Source organism: Rahnella sp. 2050, assembly GCF_040544515.1.
GTDB classification, from domain to species: domain Bacteria; phylum Pseudomonadota; class Gammaproteobacteria; order Enterobacterales; family Enterobacteriaceae; genus Rahnella; species Rahnella aceris.
The window spans coordinates 75,113-96,253 of the sequence record NZ_JBEPKE010000007.1; the positions used below are offsets into that span (position 1 = coordinate 75,113).

19 protein-coding genes are annotated in these 21,141 nt (G+C 54.0%); 15 read left to right on the top strand and 4 right to left on the bottom strand.

The annotated features are described in order from the left end of the window. Positions 1 to 51 precede the first annotated feature (51 nt). From ABIC79_RS21200 to ABIC79_RS21270, 15 genes are all read left to right on the top strand, one after another. Positions 52 to 291, top strand: coding sequence for a hypothetical protein (locus ABIC79_RS21200; RefSeq protein ID WP_013575745.1), 240 nt, complete (start codon positions 52 to 54; stop codon positions 289 to 291). Between the two features lie 169 nt (positions 292 to 460). Next, positions 461 to 1,324: a D-amino-acid transaminase gene (locus ABIC79_RS21205; RefSeq protein WP_354568402.1), complete on the top strand. Its 864-nt coding sequence runs from the start codon at positions 461 to 463 to the stop codon at positions 1,322 to 1,324. A gap of 264 nt (positions 1,325 to 1,588) precedes the next feature. Next, positions 1,589 to 2,113 carry a hypothetical protein gene (locus ABIC79_RS21210; protein ID WP_015690027.1) on the top strand — a complete coding sequence of 175 codons (525 nt, stop codon included), beginning with the start codon at positions 1,589 to 1,591 and terminating at the stop codon, positions 2,111 to 2,113. 14 nt (positions 2,114 to 2,127) lie between these two features. Continuing rightward, entirely contained in the window at positions 2,128 to 2,433 is a 306-nt protein-coding gene (locus ABIC79_RS21215) for a hypothetical protein (protein ID WP_013575742.1), read from the top strand. Between the two features lie 105 nt (positions 2,434 to 2,538). Next, a complete protein-coding gene (locus tag ABIC79_RS21220) occupies positions 2,539 to 4,251 on the top strand; it encodes an ABC transporter ATP-binding protein (RefSeq protein WP_013575741.1) in 1,713 nt (570 codons plus the stop codon). Between the two features lie 772 nt (positions 4,252 to 5,023). Continuing rightward, on the top strand, positions 5,024 to 6,103 hold the full coding sequence (locus tag ABIC79_RS21225; RefSeq protein WP_013575739.1) for a porin: 1,080 nt from the start codon (positions 5,024 to 5,026) through the stop codon (positions 6,101 to 6,103). 285 nt (positions 6,104 to 6,388) lie between these two features. Continuing rightward, positions 6,389 to 7,399 (top strand): N-acetyltransferase DgcN, encoded by a 1,011-nt coding sequence (gene dgcN / locus ABIC79_RS21230; protein WP_037034403.1) that lies wholly within the window; start codon positions 6,389 to 6,391, stop codon positions 7,397 to 7,399. Continuing rightward, positions 7,399 to 8,364, top strand: coding sequence for an N-acetyl-D-Glu racemase DgcA (gene dgcA / locus ABIC79_RS21235; protein WP_015690023.1), 966 nt, complete (start codon positions 7,399 to 7,401; stop codon positions 8,362 to 8,364). The genes dgcN and dgcA overlap by 1 nt, the downstream gene beginning before the upstream one ends. A gap of 30 nt (positions 8,365 to 8,394) precedes the next feature. After that, positions 8,395 to 10,263, top strand: a complete 1,869-nt coding sequence (locus ABIC79_RS21240) for an ABC transporter ATP-binding protein (protein WP_354568406.1) — start codon at positions 8,395 to 8,397, stop codon at positions 10,261 to 10,263. A gap of 36 nt (positions 10,264 to 10,299) precedes the next feature. Continuing rightward, positions 10,300 to 11,844 (top strand): glutathione ABC transporter substrate-binding protein, encoded by a 1,545-nt coding sequence (locus ABIC79_RS21245; RefSeq protein WP_013575735.1) that lies wholly within the window; start codon positions 10,300 to 10,302, stop codon positions 11,842 to 11,844. 143 nt (positions 11,845 to 11,987) lie between these two features. Continuing rightward, a complete protein-coding gene (locus ABIC79_RS21250) occupies positions 11,988 to 12,908 on the top strand; it encodes an ABC transporter permease subunit (protein WP_013575734.1) in 921 nt (306 codons plus the stop codon). A gap of 9 nt (positions 12,909 to 12,917) precedes the next feature. Further along, positions 12,918 to 13,829 carry an ABC transporter permease subunit gene (locus ABIC79_RS21255; protein ID WP_153375731.1) on the top strand — a complete coding sequence of 304 codons (912 nt, stop codon included), beginning with the start codon at positions 12,918 to 12,920 and terminating at the stop codon, positions 13,827 to 13,829. Positions 13,830 to 13,859: 30 nt separating this feature from the next. After that, positions 13,860 to 14,939 carry a DmpA family aminopeptidase gene (locus ABIC79_RS21260; RefSeq protein WP_354568409.1) on the top strand — a complete coding sequence of 360 codons (1,080 nt, stop codon included), beginning with the start codon at positions 13,860 to 13,862 and terminating at the stop codon, positions 14,937 to 14,939. Beyond that, positions 14,939 to 15,760 carry a M55 family metallopeptidase gene (locus ABIC79_RS21265; RefSeq protein WP_223509766.1) on the top strand — a complete coding sequence of 274 codons (822 nt, stop codon included), beginning with the start codon at positions 14,939 to 14,941 and terminating at the stop codon, positions 15,758 to 15,760. The genes ABIC79_RS21260 and ABIC79_RS21265 overlap by 1 nt, the downstream gene beginning before the upstream one ends. 7 nt (positions 15,761 to 15,767) lie before the next feature. After that, positions 15,768 to 16,667: a LysR family transcriptional regulator gene (locus ABIC79_RS21270; protein WP_354568411.1), complete on the top strand. Its 900-nt coding sequence runs from the start codon at positions 15,768 to 15,770 to the stop codon at positions 16,665 to 16,667. A gap of 572 nt (positions 16,668 to 17,239) precedes the next feature. Here the strand turns inward: ABIC79_RS21270 and ABIC79_RS21275 are convergent. The 4 genes from ABIC79_RS21275 to ABIC79_RS21290 all read right to left on the bottom strand — a co-directional run bounded on the left by ABIC79_RS21275 (position 17,240) and on the right by ABIC79_RS21290 (position 21,100). Continuing rightward, positions 17,240 to 18,328 (bottom strand): iron-containing alcohol dehydrogenase family protein, encoded by a 1,089-nt coding sequence (locus ABIC79_RS21275; protein WP_015690012.1) that lies wholly within the window; start codon positions 18,326 to 18,328, stop codon positions 17,240 to 17,242. A gap of 64 nt (positions 18,329 to 18,392) precedes the next feature. After that, complete coding sequence (locus ABIC79_RS21280; protein ID WP_354568414.1) at positions 18,393 to 19,247, bottom strand: MurR/RpiR family transcriptional regulator; 855 nt, start codon at positions 19,245 to 19,247, stop codon at positions 18,393 to 18,395. Positions 19,248 to 19,249: 2 nt separating this feature from the next. Then, positions 19,250 to 20,569 (bottom strand): MFS transporter, encoded by a 1,320-nt coding sequence (locus tag ABIC79_RS21285; protein WP_013575719.1) that lies wholly within the window; start codon positions 20,567 to 20,569, stop codon positions 19,250 to 19,252. 192 nt (positions 20,570 to 20,761) lie between these two features. Next, on the bottom strand, positions 20,762 to 21,100 hold the full coding sequence (locus ABIC79_RS21290) for a hypothetical protein (RefSeq protein ID WP_013575718.1): 339 nt from the start codon (positions 21,098 to 21,100) through the stop codon (positions 20,762 to 20,764). Between the last annotated feature and the right edge of the window lie 41 nt (positions 21,101 to 21,141).

Below are 21,141 nucleotides of genomic sequence, written 5' to 3' on the forward strand. Positions count from 1 at the left end.
GGGCGCTATTATGCGCCCTTATCTTTATTTTATTGCTCAAGGACGCATCTGATGGCCACCCCAAGACAACCTATGACCGTAGCCCGCCGTTTACTTCGCAACAGCCTGATCTTGCTGGTTATCGGCATTGTTGCCACTATCCACGGTTTAGTGGTCGGCAGCCCTGAAACTCCGCCAGGAGAAATGGCACCGCAACTGATGCTCGGCATCTGGTTTATCTTTATCGGCTGCGTGATGGCGCTGATCAGCTGGTTAGTTATCCGTAACAAAAAGAAAAAAGGCGAACTCTGATCTTTCGCTCCATACCGCATCAGCGCTCATCAGGGCGCTTTTTTTTATCTCTGGTGTGCCGGAAACCTGCGTTGCATCAACATCTGCTGCTCAGTTTTCACGCAATTTATGCTTTCAGTCGTCTTACAGCTAATAAAAATCCTAATCAACGTTGGCCAGGAAAAATAACATGACCAGAACGGTATACCTTAACGGGGAGTTTGTTGCCGAGCATGACGCGAAGGTGTCGGTATTTGATCGCGGTTTCTTATTTGCTGATGCCGTCTATGAAGTCAGCGCCGTACTGAATGGCCGTCTGCTCGACAACGCGGCACATCTGGCGCGGCTTGCACGTTCCTGTCAGGCGCTGAATCTGCGTCTGCCTTGCGCGCTCAGCGATATTGAGACCCTGCAAAAGCGTCTGATTACTGAAAACCATCTGGTGGAAGGGGCGGTATATCTGCAAATCAGCCGCGGCAACAGCGGTGACCGTGATTTTGATTTCCCCGGCGAAAGCGTAACGCCAACTTTTCTGATGTTTACCCAGGCGCGGCCGTTGATAGATCACCCCAAATCGAAAAGCGGTATTCGCATGGTCTCCGTTGAGGATATCCGCTGGCAGCGTCGTGACATCAAAACCGTGGGTCTGCTGGCTCCGTGTCTGGCGAAAGAGTATGCCCATCAGCATAATGCCGATGACGCCTTACTGATCGAAAACGGCCTGATCACCGAAGCCAGTTCCAGCAATGCCTGGATCGTAGATGCTGATGGCACGCTGATCACCCGCCCGCTGAGCACGCACATTCTGCATGGCATCACCCGTCAGGCGCTGCTGGAACTGGCGAAGCATCATGATATTCGCTTCGAGGAACGCCCGTTCACGCTCGATGAAGCACAAAATGCGCGGGAGATCTTTATCAGCTCGGCAACGACCTTCATCTGGCCGGTGATCGCACTGGACGGTAAGCCGGTCGGGGACGGAAAACCAGGTGCCGTCGCCGCAAAATTGCGGGCGATTTATGTGAACATGGCGGTGGAAGCGACGAGCCGGTAATTAACGTCAACGGAAGACGGTTCCTCCCCCTGCGAAGGAGGAGGATGGGAGGGAGTATGACGGTTGTCGCTGTTTACAGACGCGAACGTTTTTAACCTGGAAATAATCCCTCATCGCTTATTTATTTTAATGATAAAAATGACGCCATCATTTATTGAAAATGATTTACCGGTTGATTGCGCCGTTTCTCTCTTGTGACTAATTTTTGAAGGCAGGGGCAATGGAATAATGCCCACCTTCGGAATTCATCACAGGAGAGGCATTTTGAAATCAATCATTAAATTCAGCGTCGCGATGTTTATTGTCGTGATGACAATGACCGCGTGTTCCACACATCAGTACGACCTGACGTTAGATAATCAAATTACCGAATTCGAAATTAAAGCTGACCGGCAATTTGTGACCTGGACTGCGCAGGCAATGGCTGACAATACGCAACCCGCCGTGCCGGTGGTTGCCTGCCAGGCTGCGCCCGTGGCGGCAGGGCAAACACTTTCACTGATTTCTCCCCTTTCTGAACCCGACAGTCAGTTCTTCAATTCCGCGGAAACCGATCTGGCGTTGATTGAATCCCGCACCAAAGCCTTAAATAACAATCCTGCGATTGATCAGCAGATATTCGGCCTGAGAAATATCTTCTATCAGATCAAATATAAAAAGCAGCATTGTTCGCAACAGGATTCTCCGGCGTATATCGCTATTCAGCGTAAACAGGTTTCCGTGATTATGCAGTCAATGCTGACGTATGAGCGGGTATTAAAAAATGGCTCAGGCACATCGCAAAAATAATAAAGGTGAACAGGATGAGTGATATTTTTGATTTAAGAGACCGCGCAATCAATGCGGCAAAAGCTTCACTGGGCGCAAACTGGAATACGGTGGCAAGCAGTGCCGTCCCGCAGATTGAAGCCTTACTTCAGCTGACATGGGAGATTGAAAAGGGCAAAGGCAGTTTCCGTTCGGGGGAGTATGAATCTTTGCTGGCGACTCAAAAATCCACTTTCGTGGCGGTGCTGACCACCTATGAAGCGATCAGCGCAGAGATAGCCTGGCAGGCGCTGAATGCGGTCTTTGACGTGATTTTGAGCGGTGTGCGCAACGTCCTGTAAAAACGATCTTGCGGCGGGCGAGTCTAAAATTATCTTTATCGATAACCATTTTCATTTAGACTGACGGACTTGCCCGCCTCCGGGTCGTTTCTATGAGGATGTCTGATGCTCCGCCGTTTCTTCTCTTATTACGCGCCCTATAAAAAACTGTTCTTCCTCGACTTCGGGTGCGCCATTCTGGCCGGATTGCTGGAACTGGGCTTTCCGATGGCGATCAAAACCTTCATCGATAAGTTGCTGCCCGCACACGACTGGGTGCTGATTATCGGCGCGACGGTCGGTCTGTTGCTGATTTATCTGTTCAATACTGCGCTGATGGCGATCGTTAACTACTGGGGGCATGCACTGGGCGTCGGGATTGAAACCGACATGCGTCGCGAAGCGTTCAGCCATCTGCAGAAACTGTCATTCCGTTATTACGACAATACCAAAACCGGTCACATCATTACCCATGTCACCAAGGATCTGGAGGAAGTGGGCGAAGTGGCACACCACGGGCCGGAGGATGTATTTATCGCGGTGATGACCTTTATCGGCGCGTTCATTCTGATGGCGACGGTGCATGTCCAGCTGGCGCTGATGACCATCATTATTGTGCCTGCGATGACCTGGATGGTCAGCCGCTACGGTGCGCAGATGACTGAAACCTGGCGGCGCCTGTTCGGCCAGGTGGGTAATTTCAACGCACGTATAGAAGAAAGCATCGGCGGCATTCGTGTGGTGAAAGCCTTCGCTAACGAAGCGCATGAGCAAAAACTGTTTGCTTCTGACAACGATAATTACCGCACGACGAAACTGAAAGCCTATCAGATCATGACTGCCAGCCTGACGCTGAGCTATCTGAGTACGCGTCTGGTTCAGTTGATCGTGATGGTCGCCGGAACCTGGTACGTGATTAATGGTCAGCTGACTTACGGCGGATTCGTGGGGTTCCTGCTGCTGGTGGAAGTGTTTTTCCGTCCGGTGGCAAAAATCAGTTCGGTACTGGAAAGCTATCCGAAAGGGATTGCTGGTTTCAAACGCTTCACGCAGCTTATTGATACCGCGCCGGATATCACGGACCGGCCGGGCGCTCAGGTGGTCAGCCATCTGCGCGGCGATATTCATTATGACAACGTGGTGTTCGGCTATACGTCAGTCAGCAAGATTCTCAATGGCATCACGCTTTCTATTAATGCCGGAGAAACACTGGCATTCGTCGGGCCTTCCGGTGCGGGAAAAACCACCTTGTGTTCGCTGCTGCCCCGTTTTTATGAGCTGGACAGCGGCAGTATCACCATCGATGGTATTGATATCCGCGACATGACGCAGACCTCGTTGCGTCATAACATCGGCATCGTGCAGCAGGATGTGTTCCTGTTTGGCGGGACGATCCGCGAGAACATTGCGTACGGTAAGCTCGGTGCCAGCGAAGCAGAAATCCGCCTGGCTGCCAGCCGCGCACGCCTTGATGACGTCATTGACGCACTGCCGCTGGGCATGGACACGGTGATTGGCGAGCGGGGCGTGAAGCTTTCCGGCGGGCAGAAGCAACGCCTGTCGATTGCGCGGATTTTCCTGAAAAACCCGCCAATCCTGATCCTCGACGAAGCCACGTCTGCACTGGATACTGCCACCGAGCAGGCTATCCAGCAGTCGCTGGCGGAGCTTTCTGAGGGACGGACCACGCTGGTGATTGCCCATCGTCTGGCGACGATTCAGAACGCTGACCGTATTATCGTGGTCGATAAAGAAGGCATTGTTGAGCAGGGTACGCATGAATCACTGCTGGCTCATCAGGGGCGTTATGCACAACTCCACGCCGCACAGTTCCGTTAATTTTTGTACCCTCTCCTGCAAAGGAGAGGGTTGGAACGGCGAAATAATCGCCACTCAAAAGTAAAGTCTCCCTAAAAATTTCCCTATCCTTCTCAAGTCTGCCCTCTCTTTTAATATTTTCTTTTTAGTAAAAGTCCGTTTTGAATAAAAATGATGCGATTCGGGCAGGTAAAAATATTCACTTTCGTTCAATTCAATCACGCAGGTCATTATTATTTCCTTTAATTTGACTTTATTTTGCTCAATATCTTTAGCGAAAATCCTAATTCGAAAAAAATTGCGTAGTACAAAAATCTTATGGCTGCTTTTTCTATTAATGTGATAATGAACTTACCCTTGTGATAATTACCCTGCTATGCACCATTTAAATGCAACGCGTCTAAATTCCTCCTTAATTCATTAACGATTGTTAACAGATAAAAACCTTTTGATAAAGGTGATCTCGGTTGCAATAACTTTACAATGCGAGACCTGTTTTGCACCAAAAAAATGCACCGCACCGTTATGGTGCAAAACGTTATGCTAAAAGCGCATATAATCAGGGGGTTAGCGGCTTATAACAGAAATATTATGTTACAACTCTTTACGCAAAAAAGACTTAATGAGGCGAACTTTTCCATTTTAACTTTTCGTGCTCAGTGTTAAGGTTCGAATCGTTTTACAGACAGACGTATTTCAAAACATGTACAAATACTCACAGCCCGATATTCCAGATATATAAAAGAAAGCGGGCATGAGAACTCCTTTATAAAAAATCAAGGAAACTTAAATAATGATGAAGCGCAGTGTGTTGGCCTTAGCGGTCTCTTTAATTGCAGTGGGATCTACCGCAAACGCGAGTGAAATCTATAATAAAGACGGTAACAAACTGGACCTGTATGGTCGTGTAACCGCTAAGCATTATTTCTCCGATGATAAAAGTTCTGACGGCGACATGACTTATGCGCGTCTGGGCTTTAAAGGCGAAACTCAAATTAACGACACACTGACCGGTTATGGCCAGTGGGAATATAACATTCAGGCTAACCACGCAGAATCTCAGGGCGACCTGGGCAATAAAACCCGTCTGGGCTTTGCGGGTCTGAAAGTGAAAGATTTCGGTTCTATCGATTTCGGTCGTAACTACGGTGTGGTTTACGACGCACTGGGCTTCACCGATATGCTGCCTGAGTTTGGTGGTGATACTGCTAACAATGACAACTTCATGGTGGGTCGTTCAAGTGGTCTGGCAACTTACCGTAACCAGGACTTCTTCGGTCTGGTTACCGGCCTGAACATCGCCCTGCAATACCAGGGTAAAAACGAAAACGACGGTCGTTCAGCGTCTAAAGGCAACGGCGACGGTTACGGCGCATCCATCGATTATGAAGATATCGCAGGTTCCGGCATCGGTGCAGTTATTGCGGGTTCTTCTTCTGACCGTACTAACGCACAAACCAACGCCACAATCGGTGCTGGCGACAAAGCTTCTGCATGGGCAACTGGCCTGAAATATGACGCTCACCAGATTTATCTGGCAGCGATGTACAACGAAACCCGTAACCAGGCGCCAGTCACCGTGGGCTCCACGAGCGGCTACGCTAACAAAACTCAGGGTTATGAGTTAGTTGCGCAGTATCAGTTCGAAAACGGTCTGCGTCCTTCAATCGGTTACGTGCAGTCTAAAGCGAAAGATGTTGAAGGTGTGGGTGATGCGGACCTGGTTAAATACTTCGAAATCGGTGCGACTTACTACTTCAACAAAAACATGTACACCTATGTTGACTACATGATCAACCAGATCGATGACAACAACAAACTGGGCGTAAGCTCTGACGACATCGTTGCTGTAGCACTGACTTACCGCTTCTAAGTTAGTGAACTAAATTATTACCCCATTCTGTGTCTGAAAAAGGTAATCGCAAAGGCAGAGTTCATTGGCTCTGCCTTTTTTTATACCTGTGATTTCGTGTAATGCCTCCCAGGCCGCCCCCGTTTCTCTTCTCAAATAACCACAATAAATTCATATATCTAACTCTATAGCCTAAGGTTATACCCCAGACCCAAACAAGTATTCGTCAGCCGGTTTCTCCCGTGGAATATTCTCTGCAGTCTGATTAAAACCCCATTCAAAAAAATAGACCCCGGAGAAACTGACATGCAGCAAATTCCAAAGCCGTATCTTTTATTTCTTGGTGATGTGATGGATCCGCTGGCGGCGAAAACAGCGCGCGGTATTCACGTCTGGCGTCCTGAAGCTTGTGTCGGACAAATTCGTCTGGCAACGGATTCTGTGTCCTTAGGGTTGCCGGATCTGGATATCGCTACGGCGAAAGCGCAGGGCGCGAAAACCATGGTGCTGGGCACCGCAAATTCAGGCGGTAAATTACCAGCACACTGGATTGATTCGATCAAAGCGGCCATCAGCGCCGGTCTGAATGTGGCGAACGGTCTGCATCAGGGGCTGAACGACATCCCTGAGCTGGTTGCGCTGGCCGCTGAAAATAATGTGCAACTGTTCGATGTGCGCCACATGCAACCGGCGCTGGATACCGGCACCGGCATGAAACGTAGCGGCAAACGCATTCTGACTGTCGGCACAGATTGCTCGGTCGGCAAAATGTACACCTCGCTGGCGCTTGAAGCGGCCATGCGTGAGCTGGATTTGAACGCTGATTTCCGCGCTACCGGCCAGACCGGTGTGCTGGTGGCCGGTGCCGGTATTGCCATTGATGCGGTGATTGCCGACTTCATTTCCGGTGCTGTCGAAGCGCTTTCCCCGGCGAACGATGACGATCACTGGGACATCATTGAAGGTCAGGGCTCGCTGTATCATCCGTCTTTTGCCGGTGTCAGCATGGGATTGATTCATGGCGCACAGGCACATTTATTAGTGATGTGTCACGAGCTTGGTCGTCCTCACATGCGCCATCTGCCACATCAGTTTATGCCCACGCTGCGCCAGTGTCTCGATACCAATCTGGCGGCAGCCAGCCTGACCAGTCCTGGCGTAAGACTCGCCGGTTTCTCGCTTAACACCTCCTCCGTCAGTGAAGAAGAAGCCAAAATCGCGCTGGCGGAAATCAGCGAAGAATTCGGCGTCCCGGCCACCGATCCGGTGCGTTTCGGTATCAAAAATATCGCGCAATGGATCAAGGAAAACGCCTGATGATCCAGATGACTTTCCAGTCCGTTGAACTGCCGCTGGCAAAACCATTTGCGATTTCCCGTGGTATCCGCACCGCCGTCACGGTGGTACGTGTTTACCTGACGGACGGTGAATTTACCGCCGTCGGGGAATGCACACCGACCGCACATTATCAGGAATCACCGCACAGCGTTGGCGAGCAACTGGAACTTATCCGTCCGCAGGTGGAACAGGGACTGAGCCGCGAGGCGCTGCAACAGGCGTTGCCGGTTGGCTCAGCGCGCAATGCCCTCGATTGTGCAATGTGGCGTCTCGATGCGGCAAAACAGGGCAAAGACCTGTGGCAACTGCTTGATATGCCTAAGCCTGTTTCGGTGATTACCGCCGAAACCCTGAGTCTGGATTCGCTGGAAAATATGGCCAATGCCGCCGCCGTGGCAGTTGCCGGTGGCGCGAAGTTGCTGAAAATCAAACTCGACCGCGAGCAGATTATCGAGAAAGTGGCCGCCATCCGCGCCACGGCACCGCAGGCTACGCTGGTGGTGGACGCTAACGAATCCTGGCTGGGTTTGGATCTCGACAGCCTGTTTCAGGCGCTGCATGAATTCAACGTGGCGATGATCGAACAACCCCTTCCTGCCGGTAATGACAAAGATCTGGTGCGTTGTTTGCATCCTGTTCCTGTCTGCGCCGACGAAAGCTGTCATGAGCGTGCGGATATTGCAGGGCTGCGCGACCGTTACGAGATGATCAATATCAAGCTCGACAAATGTGGTGGCCTGACAGAAGCGCTGGCCATGACCGATGTGGCTCGGCAGTTCAATCTGCGCATTATGGTCGGTTGCATGCTGGGCTCATCCATTGCGATGGAGGCGGCGCTGCCGGTAGCGGTGCAGGCGGAACGTGTCGATCTTGATGGCCCGATCTGGCTGGCGCAGGACGCTGAACCGGCATTGCGCTATGAAAACGGTGAAGTTTGGCTTTAACAGTTCAACTTATAAAGGAGGCGTTTATTGATGACAGTGCCCATTTTGCAGATTAACGATTTGTCGGTGACATTTTCCGGCCGGCAAGGCAAAACGCAGGCGCTGAAAGGCGTTTCCTTCTCTATTCATAAAGGTGAGGTGGTGGCGGTGGTCGGTGAAAGCGGCTCCGGTAAGTCCGTCACTTCACTGAGTGTCATGGGTTTGCTGCCGGATTCGGCGCACGTCGATGCGGGAAGTATCGAATTTTTTGGCCGTAACGGCAAACGTCATACCCTGACGTCGCTGTCGGCAGAATCGCGCCGCAAACTGCGCGGCCAGGAAATGTCGATGATTTTTCAGGAGCCGATGACCTCGCTCAATCCGGTGCTGCGTGTAGGCGATCAGCTTACCGAAGGGCTGCTGGATCACGGCATGGCGAATAAAGCCACGGCGCTGAACAAAGCCCGCGAGCTGCTGAAACAGGTTCGTATTCCTGACGTTGAACGTATCCTTAAATGTTACCCGCATGAACTTTCCGGCGGCATGCGTCAGCGCGTGATGATTGCGCAGGCGCTGGCCTGCGATCCGGCGCTGCTGATTGCCGACGAACCCACGACGGCGCTGGATGTCACGGTACAGGCGCGTATCCTGCAAATTCTGCGCGACCTGCAACAGGGCACCGATATGTCGGTTCTGTTTATCACCCATGACATGGGCGTGGTGGCGGAAATTGCCGATCGGGTGGTGGTGATGTATCAGGGCCAGGTGGTGGAGCAGGGCAGTGTGACGGAAATTTTCGCCAACGCACAGCATCCTTATACCCGCGCCTTGCTGGCCGCCGTACCGAAACTGGGCGACATGAAGGGGCTGAAATGGCCGCGCCGCTTCCCGCTGTTAAGAGATAAAACCGGCCAAAATATTTCGCCAGAAAAGCAATCGGTTGCAGGTGATCATCCTCACATTTCAGCGGGTGATGGCGATCAGAAAACCGCCAACTACGATGCGCCGCCGTTGCTCGATGTGCGCGGATTGCGTGTCTGTTACCCGATCCGCTCCGGCGTGTTGTCACGCGTGACCAAAGAAGTTCACGCCGTGGAACAAATCGACTTCTCTATCTGGCCGGGCGAAACGCTGGCACTGGTAGGCGAGAGCGGTTGCGGCAAATCCACTACCGGTCGCGCGATTTTGCGGCTGGTGGGCAGCGAATCCGAAAGCATTCACCTCGAAGGTAAAGAAATTACCCTGATGCGCGACACCCCGTTTCAGGCTGTCCGTCGTCAGATCCAGATGGTGTTTCAGGATCCCTACGCCTCGCTCAATCCGCGTCTGACCGTCGGGTTTTCCATTGCCGAACCTTTATTACTGCATGGCCTGAAAAAGTCTCTGGCTGATGCCACGCCGGTGGTCAATCAGTTGCTGAAAAGTGTCGGACTTGAACCTTTCCATGCGCGGCGCTATCCGCACGAATTCTCCGGCGGGCAACGTCAGCGTATTGCCATCGCGCGCGCCATGGCATTGCAGCCACAGGTGATTATTGCCGATGAGGCCGTGTCGGCGCTGGATGTATCGATTCAGGCGCAGGTGGTCAATCTGATGATGGATCTTCAGCGTGATACCGGTGTTGCCTGGCTGTTTATTTCACATGACATGGCGGTGGTGGAGCGGATCGCCAACCGGGTGGCGGTGATGTACAGCGGACAGATTGTCGAGATTGGCCCGCGTGATGCCGTGTTTAGTAATCCTAAACACCCATATACCCAACGCCTGCTCAGTTCGGTACCGGTGGCGGATCCGACGCAACGTGTTTTACGCAATTTTGATGATGTGGAAGTGAAATCGCCGGTGCATCCGGCGGGTGTACAGATAGAAAAACTCAAATATTCCCGCGTCAGTGAACATCACTGGGTTGCACAGGGATAACTCAACATTCTTTTTTGGGACACACAGGAGAACACCATGCATTCAACCTTAGTGCGTAAAAGCCTGCTTGCCGCCGGACTGGCGCTTTGTTTTGCGGCGTCGGCTCAGGCCAAAGATCTGCGTATTTCCATGTATGCCGACGTGACCGGTTTTGACCCGCACGACACCACAGATACGCTGAGCTATTCCATTCAGAGCGGTATTTTTGAACGCCTGTTCCAGTTCGACAGCAAAATGGCCGTTGTGCCGGTGCTGGCGACGGATTACACCAGTAACAGCGATGCGACCGAATTCACCGTTAATCTTCGCCACGATGTGACTTTCCAGGACGGCACGCCGTTCAATGCTGATGCGGTAAAAGCCAACCTGGATCGGCTGGCCAATCCGGCCAATCATCTGAAACGTAACTCGCTGTTCAGCATGATCAAATCCGTTGATGTGGTCAGTCCGTATCAGGTAAAAATCACCCTCAACAAACCGTTTGGCGCGATGATCAACACCCTGGCGCACCCGTCGGCGGTGATGCACAGCCCGGCTTCGTTAAAGCAATACCCGAACGAACAGGATCTGAGTGTGCATCCGGTCGGCACCGGTCCGTTTAAGTTTGTGGAATGGCAGCAGGGTAAAGACGTCAAACTGGTGAAATACGACAACTACTGGCAGAAAGGCTGGCCGAAAGTAGATTCCGTCACGCTGTATCCGACGCCGGAAGATTCCACGCAGGTGGCGAAACTGAAGTCCGGCGGCGTGGACGCGGTGTATCCGTTGCCGTCCGATCTGGTGGATACCGTGAAGAGCGATCCGAAGCTGGATATTGCGCAGGATCCGGGCATCTATCTGTATTACATCGCCTTCAATACGCAGAAAAAAGAGTTCTCTGACGTGCGTGTCCGTCAGGCGATTAACTACGCTATTGACCGTAATCTGTGGCTGAAAGTCGGTTTCGCCGGTCTGGGTTCGCCGTCCACCTCGCCGCTGCCGAAAAACGTTCAGTTCTATCAGAAACAAACCACGCCGGATTACAGCTATAACATCGCTAAAGCCAAAGCGCTGATGAAAGAAGCCGGTTATGAGAAGGGCTTCGACGTTGAAATGTGGAGCTCGAACAAAACCGACCGTATCCGCAGTGCGCAGTTCCTGAAACAACAACTTTCACTGATCGGCGTGCGCGTGAAACTGGTGCCGATGGATTCCGGTTCGCTTAACCAGCGTCTGTGGAGCACACCGAAACCGGCGGATGCCAAAGTGGAAATGTACTACGGCGCATGGTCGGCCTCTACCGGCGATGCAGACTGGGCGTTGCGTCCGCTGTTTGCCACCGAATCCTGGATCCCTTCTGCCTATAACGTCTCTTATTACAGCAACAAGCAGGTTGATGCGGCGATCACCGCCGGTCTGCAAACGGCTGATGTGGAAAAACGTAAAGCCGCCTATGCCGATGCGCAAAAACTGCTGTGGGCAGATGCGCCGGTGGCCTATCTCGGCGTGCCGGACAACCTGGTCGGTAAGAGCAAAGACCTTTCCGGCGTCTACATGCTGGCCGACGGCTCACTGATTTTTAATCAGGCACAGTTTAAGTAATTTTTTTTGCTCCTCCCCCTGCGAAGGGGGAGGCTGGGAGGGGGTTTAGCAGGCAACTTCAGATTCAGAGTTGCCATTAATACCCCACCCCAACCCTCCCCTTCGCAGGGGAGGGAGTTTACGGAATTCTGGGAATCACTTTTATGCTGACCTATTTTATCCGCCGGATACTGGAAATGATCCCCGTTTTACTGGTGGTGTCATTACTGGTTTTCGGCTTTATCAAGCTGCTGCCGGGTGACCCTGCGCGTATTTACGCCGGTCAGGATGCGCCGGTTGAGGCGGTTGAGTCAGCACGGCAACTGCTTGGTCTGAATGATCCGCTGCCTGCGCAGTACTGGCACTGGCTGGACGGCATGATTCACGGCGATCTGGGCACCACTTACCGCACGCGTCAGCCGGTGTTAAGTGTGATTGAAAGCGGGTTTATGCCGACATTGCTGCTGGCGCTGGCGGGCTTTGCCTGGTCAGTGGTGCTGGGGCTGGTGATTGGCGTGGTGTCTGCGCTCAAACGTGGAAAATGGCAGGACTGGACGCTGATGAGCATGGCGGTCGGCGGCATTTCCATGCCGCCATTCTGGCTCGGATTGTTGCTTATCCAGTTTGTCGCCATGCCGTTCGGGATATTTGCCGTCAGCGGATTTAATCAGCCCGCTGACATTATCTTACCGGCGATCACTCTGGGTTCCTCGGTGGCGGCAGTCATGGCGCGTTTCACCCGCTCAGCATTTCTCGACGTGGCGCAGGAAGATTATGTGCGCACCGCCAACGCCAAAGGATTACGCGCGCGTCTGGTGACGTGGAAACACATCATGCGTAATGCGCTGATCCCGATTATCACCATGCTTGGCCTGCAATTTGGCTTCCTGCTCGGTGGCTCGATCATTGTCGAAAGCGTGTTCAGCTGGCCGGGGCTGGGCTGGTTACTGATCGAATCCATCAAAACGCAGGATCAGCCGGTGATTCAGGCACTGGTCATGCTGTTCGTGTTTGAATTTATTCTGATAAACCTGCTGGTTGATCTGCTGTACGCGGTGGTCAATCCTGCTATCCGTCTGCGTTAGGAGCTGCTCATGACCGATCCTGTCTCTCCTCCGGGAGATATCCAACCGGCTGCGGTAGCCTCGCAAAACGATGATATCCGCTCGCCGTGGTACGACTTTTTTCACACCTTTATCCGTCATCCGATGGCGCTGGTCTCCGGCGGATTTATCCTGCTGCTGGTGCTTGTTGCGGTGTTCGCGCCGTGGCTGGCACCTTTTGACCCGATGACACCAGACTGGATGGCGCTCGGTGTCGGTCCGACGCCGGAACACTGGTTCGGCACCGACGACTTGGGAAGAGATGTCCTCAGCCGCATCATTTATGGTGCGCGTATCTCCCTTTATGTCGGTATTTTTTCGGTCACGCTCGGCATGATTGCCGGTGTGTTACTCGGGCTGCTGGCCGGATATTACGGCCGCTGGCTGGATATGCTGATCATGCGTGGCTCCGACGTGCTGTTCGCTTTTCCGGGCATGTTGCTGGCCATTGCAGTCGTGGCTATTCTCGGTCCGGGGCTGAACAACGTGATCATCGCGGTCGCGGTATTCAGCGTGCCGGTGTTTGCCCGCATCGTGCGCGCTGCTACGTTATCGATTAAACAAAGCGCCTATGTCGAAGCAGTTCGCTGCGTCGGCGCGCCGGACAGGGTGGTGATTTTGCGTCATATCCTGCCGGGCACGCTCTCAAACGTCATCGTCTATTTCACCATGCGTATTGGCACCAGTATCCTGACCGCAGCCAGCCTGAGTTTTATCGGTCTGGGGCCGGAACCGGATGTGCCGGAGTGGGGCAATATTCTGGCGATGAGCCGTAATATGATGATGGCGGGCAAATGGAACGTCAGCGTGTTCCCGGGGCTGGCGATATTCCTCACGGTTCTGGCATTTAATCTGCTCGGCGACGCGCTGCGTGACACGCTGGATCCTAAACTGAAAAAGTAATTGTCACCGAACAGCTGAAACGGAAAACTGATGCATCCGCAACAACATGAAGATGAATTTCAGCAGCAGGCGTTGTCCGCCTTGCTGCAACGCTGGCGCAGGTCGCGCCAGATTTTCCACCCGCGTTTCCCGTGCGGTGCCACCAATTCACTGACTGATGTGACCGGCGTGACTGTCGGACACAGCACGCTGGCCGCCGGAGATGTGCAGACCGGCGTCACCGCCATCGTGCCGCCGGGCGACGATCTGTATGAAAAGCCGTTGCCCTGTGGCGTGGCGGTGTTAAACGGTTTCGGCAAACCGATGGGGCTGATTCAGGTGATGGAGTTGGGCGAGCTGCAAACGCCGGTACTGCTCAGCAATACCTTCGCCACCGGCACGTTATTTAATGCGCTGGTGAAACGCAGTTGTCAGCAATTTCCGCAGATTGGCCGTCCTGATGCCACCATTAATCCGGTTATCCTCGAGTGCAATGATTTCTATCTTAATGATATTCAGGCGATGGCGGTGAGTGAAGACGACGCGCTGACCGCACTCGACAGCGCGACAAAAACCTTCGCCCGTGGCAGCGTGGGTGCCGGACGTGGCATGAGCAGCTTTGGCTTAAAAGGCGGGATCGGCACCGCCTCGCGCTGGTGCGAAACGCTAAACGCGACATTAGGCGTACTGGTGCTGGCGAACTTTGGCAAACTCTCTGACCTGACGCTTGACGGCGTGCGTGCCGGCGAAGCCATCGCCCAAATCTTGCCGCAACTGGCGCCGCAGGTGGACGCCGGTTCGGTGATTATTGTGATGGCCTGCGATTGCTATCTCGACAGCCGTCAGCTCGGACGTATCGCCAAACGCGCCGGTGCCGGGTTAGGGCGTCTGGGCAGTTACTGGGGGCATGGCTCAGGGGATATCGCGCTGGCATTTTCGACGCAACGTGACGGTGTCACATTACCGGATGCCGAACTTGAGCCTTTACTGGCACTGGCGGCAGACGCCACAGAACACGCTATTATTGATGCCTTACTGAGTGCTGAAACCGTTTGCGGATTCGACGGACATTACCGGCTGGGGTTGTCTGAAGTCCTGGACGCTCTGGCAAACCAAAAAGGGAACGACTGATGAAAGTGTTTATCTCTGCGGACATTGAAGGTATTGCGGGTGTCATGCGTCCTGAGCAGTGCAGCCCGGGGAATTCAGATTACGAGGCCGCCCGTGCACTGATGGAAGGCGAAGTTAACGCCGCCATCGACGGGGCTTTTGCCGGTGGCGCGATGGAAGTGACGGTGGCCGACAGCCACGCGATGATGCAAAACCTGCGCGCCGATAAAATCGACCCGCGAGCCAGGCTGGTACAGGGTAAACCGCGTGGTTTATCGATGGTCGAAGGGCTGCAACAACAGCAATACGACGGCCTGATGTTTGTCGGCTATCACACTGCCGCAGGCGAAAACGGTGTACTGGCGCACACCATCAATGGCCGCGCTTTTTACCGCGTTAAACTCAACGGCAACGTGGTCGGCGAAAGCGACTTATACGCCGCTGCCGGTGCGGAACTCAACGTGCCGTTATGGCTGGTGACCGGCGACGATCACCTCGAAACCTGGATCCGCCGCTATTACCCTGAATCGCAATATGTCTGCGTCAAACGGGCGATTTCCGCCAATGCCGCCGAATCCGACAGCCCGTCGATTGCCTGTGCCAAAATCCGTAAACAGGCGACCATTGCCGTCAGCAAACCTGCGCCGCTCACTGCCGGAAGATTCAGTGCGCCATACCATCTTGAACTGATGACTGCGAAACCGGTCATGGCAGATTTATTCTGTCTGATCCCCGGCGTTGAACGTCTCGATGCCGTCACCGTCGGTTATCACAGCCCGACCGTTGCTAATATTATCAGCCTGTTAAGTGCTTTCTCGTACTTAGCCACCACGCAGAAATAGGGCAGCAATGCGCTTACGCCACATCGAAGTGTTTCAGGCCGTGTTACAGGCGGGCAGCGTCAGCGGCGCGGCGCGCCTGCTGAACGTGTCGCAGCCGAATGTCAGCCGCGTGCTGAATCACGCTGAGCAGCAACTGGGTTTCACGCTGTTTGACCGTACACCGCAGGGGCTGATTGTGACGCCGGAAGGGCGGCGGTTAATGCCGGAAGTCGAAGCGTTATTCAGTCATATTCAGGCCATCGGTGAGCTGGCGGAACAGTTACGTCAGGGCGAAGGCCAGCATGTGCGCATTGGTTCGGCACACGCCCTCGGACACAGCGTGATGGCGCCGGTGCTGGTGGATTTCCGCCGTCAGACGCCCGGCGGCAGCGTCGAACTGGTGACCGGACATTTCAACACGCTGAGTCAGGACTTGCTGCAATACAAAATGGATTTCGCGCTGGCATTTGGCGAGCAGGCCACGCAGGAACTGGTTGCTGAGTCGATCTATCAGGCCAATATGGTCGCGCTCCTGCCCAAAGATTCCCCGGTCGAAGGGCCGGTAACGCTGGCGTGGCTGTGCGAAAACGATCTGCTGATGTTGCAGCAGCAGGATCCGCTGGGGCAGGTGCTCAACCGCGTCCTGCGCGAAAACGGTCTGATGCCGCACTCGGCGTTGTTCATCAAAACCTACTCGGTGATCGCCGACATGGTGCTGGCAGGCGGCGGTGTCGGCGTGGTCGATACGTTTACCGCCCGGCGGTATGTTGATCAACTGAAGATCGTGGCGGTAGTGGAACCCCTGCCATTTGAGGTGATTTTGCTGAGCCGCCGGGATCAACCGGCGTCGCAGGCGGCGCTCAGGCTCAGGCAAATGATTAAGCGGAAAGTGGGGGAGTTGAAAGGAGTGCCTTTCGATCCCGTTTAGTTTTTAATTTCAAATTCAAATTCAAGGTCGTGGGCGTCGGCCCACACCGACTTGGGGGACGGCTTATCGCCGCCGCCCCCCAAGACCCCCCGGGCTCTTTCACTGCGCGCTCCGCTCGCTGACTATGTTCCATAAGCCGCAGTGATAGCCGCAAAATCCCGCCGCTGCGCGGTTCCCTCCCATCGGGTTACAACCCGCGCAAAAAGATGCGCGGTTTTCCACCTCTCGTCCGGCGGTATTTTGGAACCGGCCTCAGGCTCTTAATTCACAACCTGACTGATGTTGAAATCTAAAAACTGTCTGCCTTTGAATTTAAGATCGTGCGGGCGATTCAGAAATCTTGCTGAACGGAGCGGCCTGGAGACCCAAGGCTCCAGGACCGAGAGAAGGGACCGCGCAGCGGCAAGATTTCCAGCCGGTCTCCGTGGTAACTGAAACATAGTGTCTAGCGATAGCGCGCAGTTAAAAAAACGCAGGATTCCAAAGGGTTTCGTTTAAAACCCTTTGGGCCAGTTTGGGTGGCAACCCAAGGTGTTGACCTTAAGGCCAGTTTGCACAGCATGCGCAAAAAACTAATTAATTTTTGCCCCAAGCCTCTCCACTCTTTCTACCGCACCCCTGACATCTTCAAAGGTAATATCCATGGGCATGTTCGCCATATCCGGCGTGCTCAGACTGCGGTCAATAATCACGGCCAGATCCTGCTCCGTCAGCCCTGTCGCGATATGCGCTAACTGTGTTGGTATGGCACTGTCGCGGGCCAGGGCGATGGCGGTCAGCAACTCATCGTCGCTGCGGTTTTCCAGTGCCAGCAGGCACAGGTTGCTGTAACCGACCAGTAAACCATGAGGGATGTGGCGGGTTTTCGGGCAGGCGGTGAAACCTTCGTATAACGCATGGGAAGCGCCGGTGTGTGCGCCGTTGCTCATGACTGAGGTCAGTCCGGCGTAGAGGAAAATGGCATCGAGCACCTGTTCGAGGGCGTTGTTGGCTTTGCCGTCATGCACCGCAAAACAGGCGTCGGCGGCGAAATGTTCGATCAGGGTGTAACACAATTCACTGTTGGTTCTGGCGACACCTGCCAGGCCGGTAAGCTGATTCAGGTCGCTGATGGCACGATATTCGTACCATTTTGCCAGCGTATCGCCGATGCCCGCTGAGAGCCATTGCAGCGGGGCGGTGGCCAGTAAATCAGCGTCGATCACCACCGCAGCGGGGCCACAGGGTAACGGCATCATGTCACGGAATTCACCGTCCTGATGATAACGGAACGCCAGCGAGGTCACCGCCGAACAGGTGCCCGCAATGCTCGGCAGTGTCACCACCGGAATATTGCACGCCACGCCTGCCGCTTTGGCGGTATCCAGCGCTTTTCCGCCACCGGTGGCGATAATCACTTCCACCCCTTGCGTGCGGAACACGTCTGCCAGCCGGTTGATTTCCTCCTGACAACACACGCCGTTGAAGATTTCACTGCCAAGATAACTGACCATCTGCTGCTCGAGCTGATCCGCGACTTTCGCCTCGACGCTGGCAATGGCGCGTTTGCCGCCCACTAACATTGCCCGCTGGCCTAAGCGTCCGCACATCGCGCCCAGATGCTTAATAGCGCCGCGCCCGCGCAGTACGCTGGCAGGAAATACCAAACGATGGGTGAACATGCATGCCCTCATAAACTCAGGTGTTTTATGAAGTATAGAAGGCGCGCAGCAGAGCGTAAGAATATCAGCGGCGGCGCTGACGCACGACGTCGTGGGTTTTGCGCAAGGCGTCGCGCGCACCCGGCAGACGCTGCGCGACACCGATAAACAGACAGTCGATGATCAACAACTGGCTGGTCCGGCTGGCCATCGCCGCGGCACGAAAACCCATTTCGCGGCTGCTGGTTCGTAACACGATATCGGCCTTGCGGGCGAGGGCGGCACGGCCAGTGGCGGTGATCGCCAGCGTTGTTGCCCCCGCGGCTTTAGCCTGTGTAAGCGCTTCAATGACATCTGCCGTCTGGCCGGAGTGGGAAATCGCCAGCGCGGCATCTGCATTTGTTAACTGACAGGCGCTTACCAGACTTTCGTCGGTGCTGCCAAAAGTCTGGGCGACAACGCCGATGCGCCGCAGCTTCTGGCAGAAATCCTGAGCAACCAGCGCTGAGGCACCGGTGCCGTAAATATCAATCCGGCGTGCCTGTGAAAGGATGCTGACCGCCTGTTCCAGCGTTGCTGCGCTGAGGAGTTGCGTGGTCTCGGTCGCGCCTTTGACCTCGAATTCCAGCAGCTTTTGCAGGATCTGTTTGGGCGAATCATTGTCGCCGATATCCGCCGCCAGGGGCATCTCGATGGGCATCGGACTGGAGGTTTCTGCGGCCAACGCCAGCCGCAGCGCCGGATAGCCGGTAAACCCCAGCCGTTTGCTGGTGCGTACCACCGTGGCGGTGCTGGTTTCAGCGTATTTTGCCAGTTCCGTCACGCCCATTTTCGCCACACCCAGCGGATTGAGCCTGATAATGGTGATGATGCGTTTTTCCGCCGGAGAAAAACTGCCCTGTAATGCGTTCAGACGTGACTGCAGGTCACTGCCATTCATGCTTATTCCTCCAGTTCACGTAAATGATCGTCTTTTCGTAACGTCATCAGCGCAAACAGGCTGACCACGCAGGTGGCGACCACGTAATACGCCGGAATATCCAGATTGCCGGTCTCTTTAATCAGACCGGTTATGATCAAACCGGCACAGCCGGAGAACACGGCGTTCGACAATGAATAGGATAATCCCAGACCGGTATAACGCACGCGGGTCGGGAACATTTCCGCCAGCATCGCCGGGCCGGGACCGGCAATCATGCCAATTGTTGCCCCGGCAATCAGCACTGCAATGCCTTTCACCAGCAGACTGCTTTCAGGGTTTTGCAGCAAATGCAGCAACGGAAAACTCAGCACGATGACGGCAAATACGGCAATCATCATCACTTTTTTACGGCCGATTTTATCGCTCAGCCAGCCGGAAGGCAGAATAGCCAGCGCGAAACCGACGTTCGCCAGCACGGTGGCCACCAGTGCCTGTAAAAACGTGGCGTGCAGGGAGGTTTGCAGATAAGACGGCATCACCACCAGGAAGGTATAACCGCCCGCCGACCAGCCCATCATGCGGCCAATCCCCAGCGCAATAGCTTTGGCAGTGGCGACAGCAGAGGCTTTTTCAGCGGCTGTTTTTTGCGCTTTCGGTTCGGCCTTTTTACTGGCAACAAAGTTGGGTGTTTCATCGAGTTTCAGGCGCAGATACAACGCCACCAGCCCCATCGGCAGCGCCAGCAGGAACGGAATACGCCATCCCCAGTCTTTCATTTGTGCTTCGGGAAGGGTCTGAACCAGCAACGCGACCAGCGCCACGCCGGTCAGCAAACCCAGCGAAACGGTAAACGACTGCCACGCGCCGTAAATACCGCGTTTGCCTTTCGGTGCGAATTCGGTCATCAGGGAGACCGCGCCACCGAATTCACCACCCGCAAACAAGCCCTGGAACATGCGCATCAGTGTCAGTAACAGCGGCGCGGCTACACCAATCTGCGCATACGTCGGCAGTAAACCAATGATCGCTGTGGCGAGTGTCATCAGCAGAACGACGGCGATCAGTGTCGGCTTGCGGCCAATGCGGTCGCCGATGCGACCAAAAATGATCGCACCAATGGGACGACAGAAAAACGCCAGCGCGAACGACGCATACGTCAGAAGTAACCCGGTCAGGCCGGTCTGGCCTTCCAGCGTGAAAAAGTTACCGGCGATCAGCGTCGCCAGATAACCGTAAACGCCGAATTCATACCATTCAATAAAATTACCGACCGAACCGGCGACGAGTGCGCGACGTGACTGGCTGGCGGTAGCAGGGGAAATCTGTCCGGTGCGGGTCATCATTAACCTCTTCAGGAAAAGAACATTGTTATAAGAATAGGATGTAAATAATTTTCTAAATTCTGGTGATTATTATGTCAATAATTTTCATGTATTGAACAAAATTAAAGCGGGAAGTGTGGGGTCAGGCAGGTTTTTTGGCATAAAAAAGGCTGCGCCTCGAAAGGAGCAGCCTGTTTAAAAGCGGGGCAGTTACAGCGTGTGGATGTCGATACCGTCGCCGATATTGCTTTTCTGGTAGTAAGCCCGCGGGACTTCTACCTGATACTGTTTGTCAGCGTAAGCGACTTCCAGAATAAAACGTTCGTTTTCGTAAGATTCCACCGGAATAAACCCGAAGAATCCTTCCGTGACGCTGATCGTCCGGGAAGACGGAATAGCGTAACGATGAACAATCCTTGCTCTGAGCGGTTCTTGCTTGCCAGTTAACGTATTCCATACGCGGTTAACGGGTTGCGCCAGAGAATCAATCACCTCTGAGGCCAGCGAGTTAAGAGCGGAGGGCCAGCTCTTCGGTGTTTTCATAGTCATGATAAATACCTCGTTGGTCTATATAACCCAATTCTTATAAT

What these genes read in the sequence shown, in the direction of transcription:
- ABIC79_RS21200 (WP_013575745.1), top strand. Translation starts at nt 52, where the DNA reads ATGGCCACCCCAAGACAACCTATGACCGTAGCCCGCCGTTTACTTCGC.
- ABIC79_RS21205 (WP_354568402.1), top strand. Translation starts at nt 461, where the DNA reads ATGACCAGAACGGTATACCTTAACGGGGAGTTTGTTGCCGAGCATGAC.
- ABIC79_RS21215 (WP_013575742.1), top strand. Translation starts at nt 2,128, where the DNA reads ATGAGTGATATTTTTGATTTAAGAGACCGCGCAATCAATGCGGCAAAA.
- ABIC79_RS21220 (WP_013575741.1), top strand. Translation starts at nt 2,539, where the DNA reads ATGCTCCGCCGTTTCTTCTCTTATTACGCGCCCTATAAAAAACTGTTC.
- ABIC79_RS21225 (WP_013575739.1), top strand. Translation starts at nt 5,024, where the DNA reads ATGATGAAGCGCAGTGTGTTGGCCTTAGCGGTCTCTTTAATTGCAGTG.
- dgcN (WP_037034403.1), top strand. Translation starts at nt 6,389, where the DNA reads ATGCAGCAAATTCCAAAGCCGTATCTTTTATTTCTTGGTGATGTGATG.
- dgcA (WP_015690023.1), top strand. Translation starts at nt 7,399, where the DNA reads ATGATCCAGATGACTTTCCAGTCCGTTGAACTGCCGCTGGCAAAACCA.
- ABIC79_RS21240 (WP_354568406.1), top strand. Translation starts at nt 8,395, where the DNA reads ATGACAGTGCCCATTTTGCAGATTAACGATTTGTCGGTGACATTTTCC.
- ABIC79_RS21245 (WP_013575735.1), top strand. Translation starts at nt 10,300, where the DNA reads ATGCATTCAACCTTAGTGCGTAAAAGCCTGCTTGCCGCCGGACTGGCG.
- ABIC79_RS21250 (WP_013575734.1), top strand. Translation starts at nt 11,988, where the DNA reads ATGCTGACCTATTTTATCCGCCGGATACTGGAAATGATCCCCGTTTTA.
- ABIC79_RS21255 (WP_153375731.1), top strand. Translation starts at nt 12,918, where the DNA reads ATGACCGATCCTGTCTCTCCTCCGGGAGATATCCAACCGGCTGCGGTA.
- ABIC79_RS21260 (WP_354568409.1), top strand. Translation starts at nt 13,860, where the DNA reads ATGCATCCGCAACAACATGAAGATGAATTTCAGCAGCAGGCGTTGTCC.
- ABIC79_RS21265 (WP_223509766.1), top strand. Translation starts at nt 14,939, where the DNA reads ATGAAAGTGTTTATCTCTGCGGACATTGAAGGTATTGCGGGTGTCATG.
- ABIC79_RS21270 (WP_354568411.1), top strand. Translation starts at nt 15,768, where the DNA reads ATGCGCTTACGCCACATCGAAGTGTTTCAGGCCGTGTTACAGGCGGGC.
- ABIC79_RS21275 (WP_015690012.1), bottom strand. Translation starts at nt 18,328, where the DNA reads ATGTTCACCCATCGTTTGGTATTTCCTGCCAGCGTACTGCGCGGGCGC.
- ABIC79_RS21280 (WP_354568414.1), bottom strand. Translation starts at nt 19,247, where the DNA reads ATGAATGGCAGTGACCTGCAGTCACGTCTGAACGCATTACAGGGCAGT.
- ABIC79_RS21285 (WP_013575719.1), bottom strand. Translation starts at nt 20,569, where the DNA reads ATGACCCGCACCGGACAGATTTCCCCTGCTACCGCCAGCCAGTCACGT.
- ABIC79_RS21290 (WP_013575718.1), bottom strand. Translation starts at nt 21,100, where the DNA reads ATGACTATGAAAACACCGAAGAGCTGGCCCTCCGCTCTTAACTCGCTG.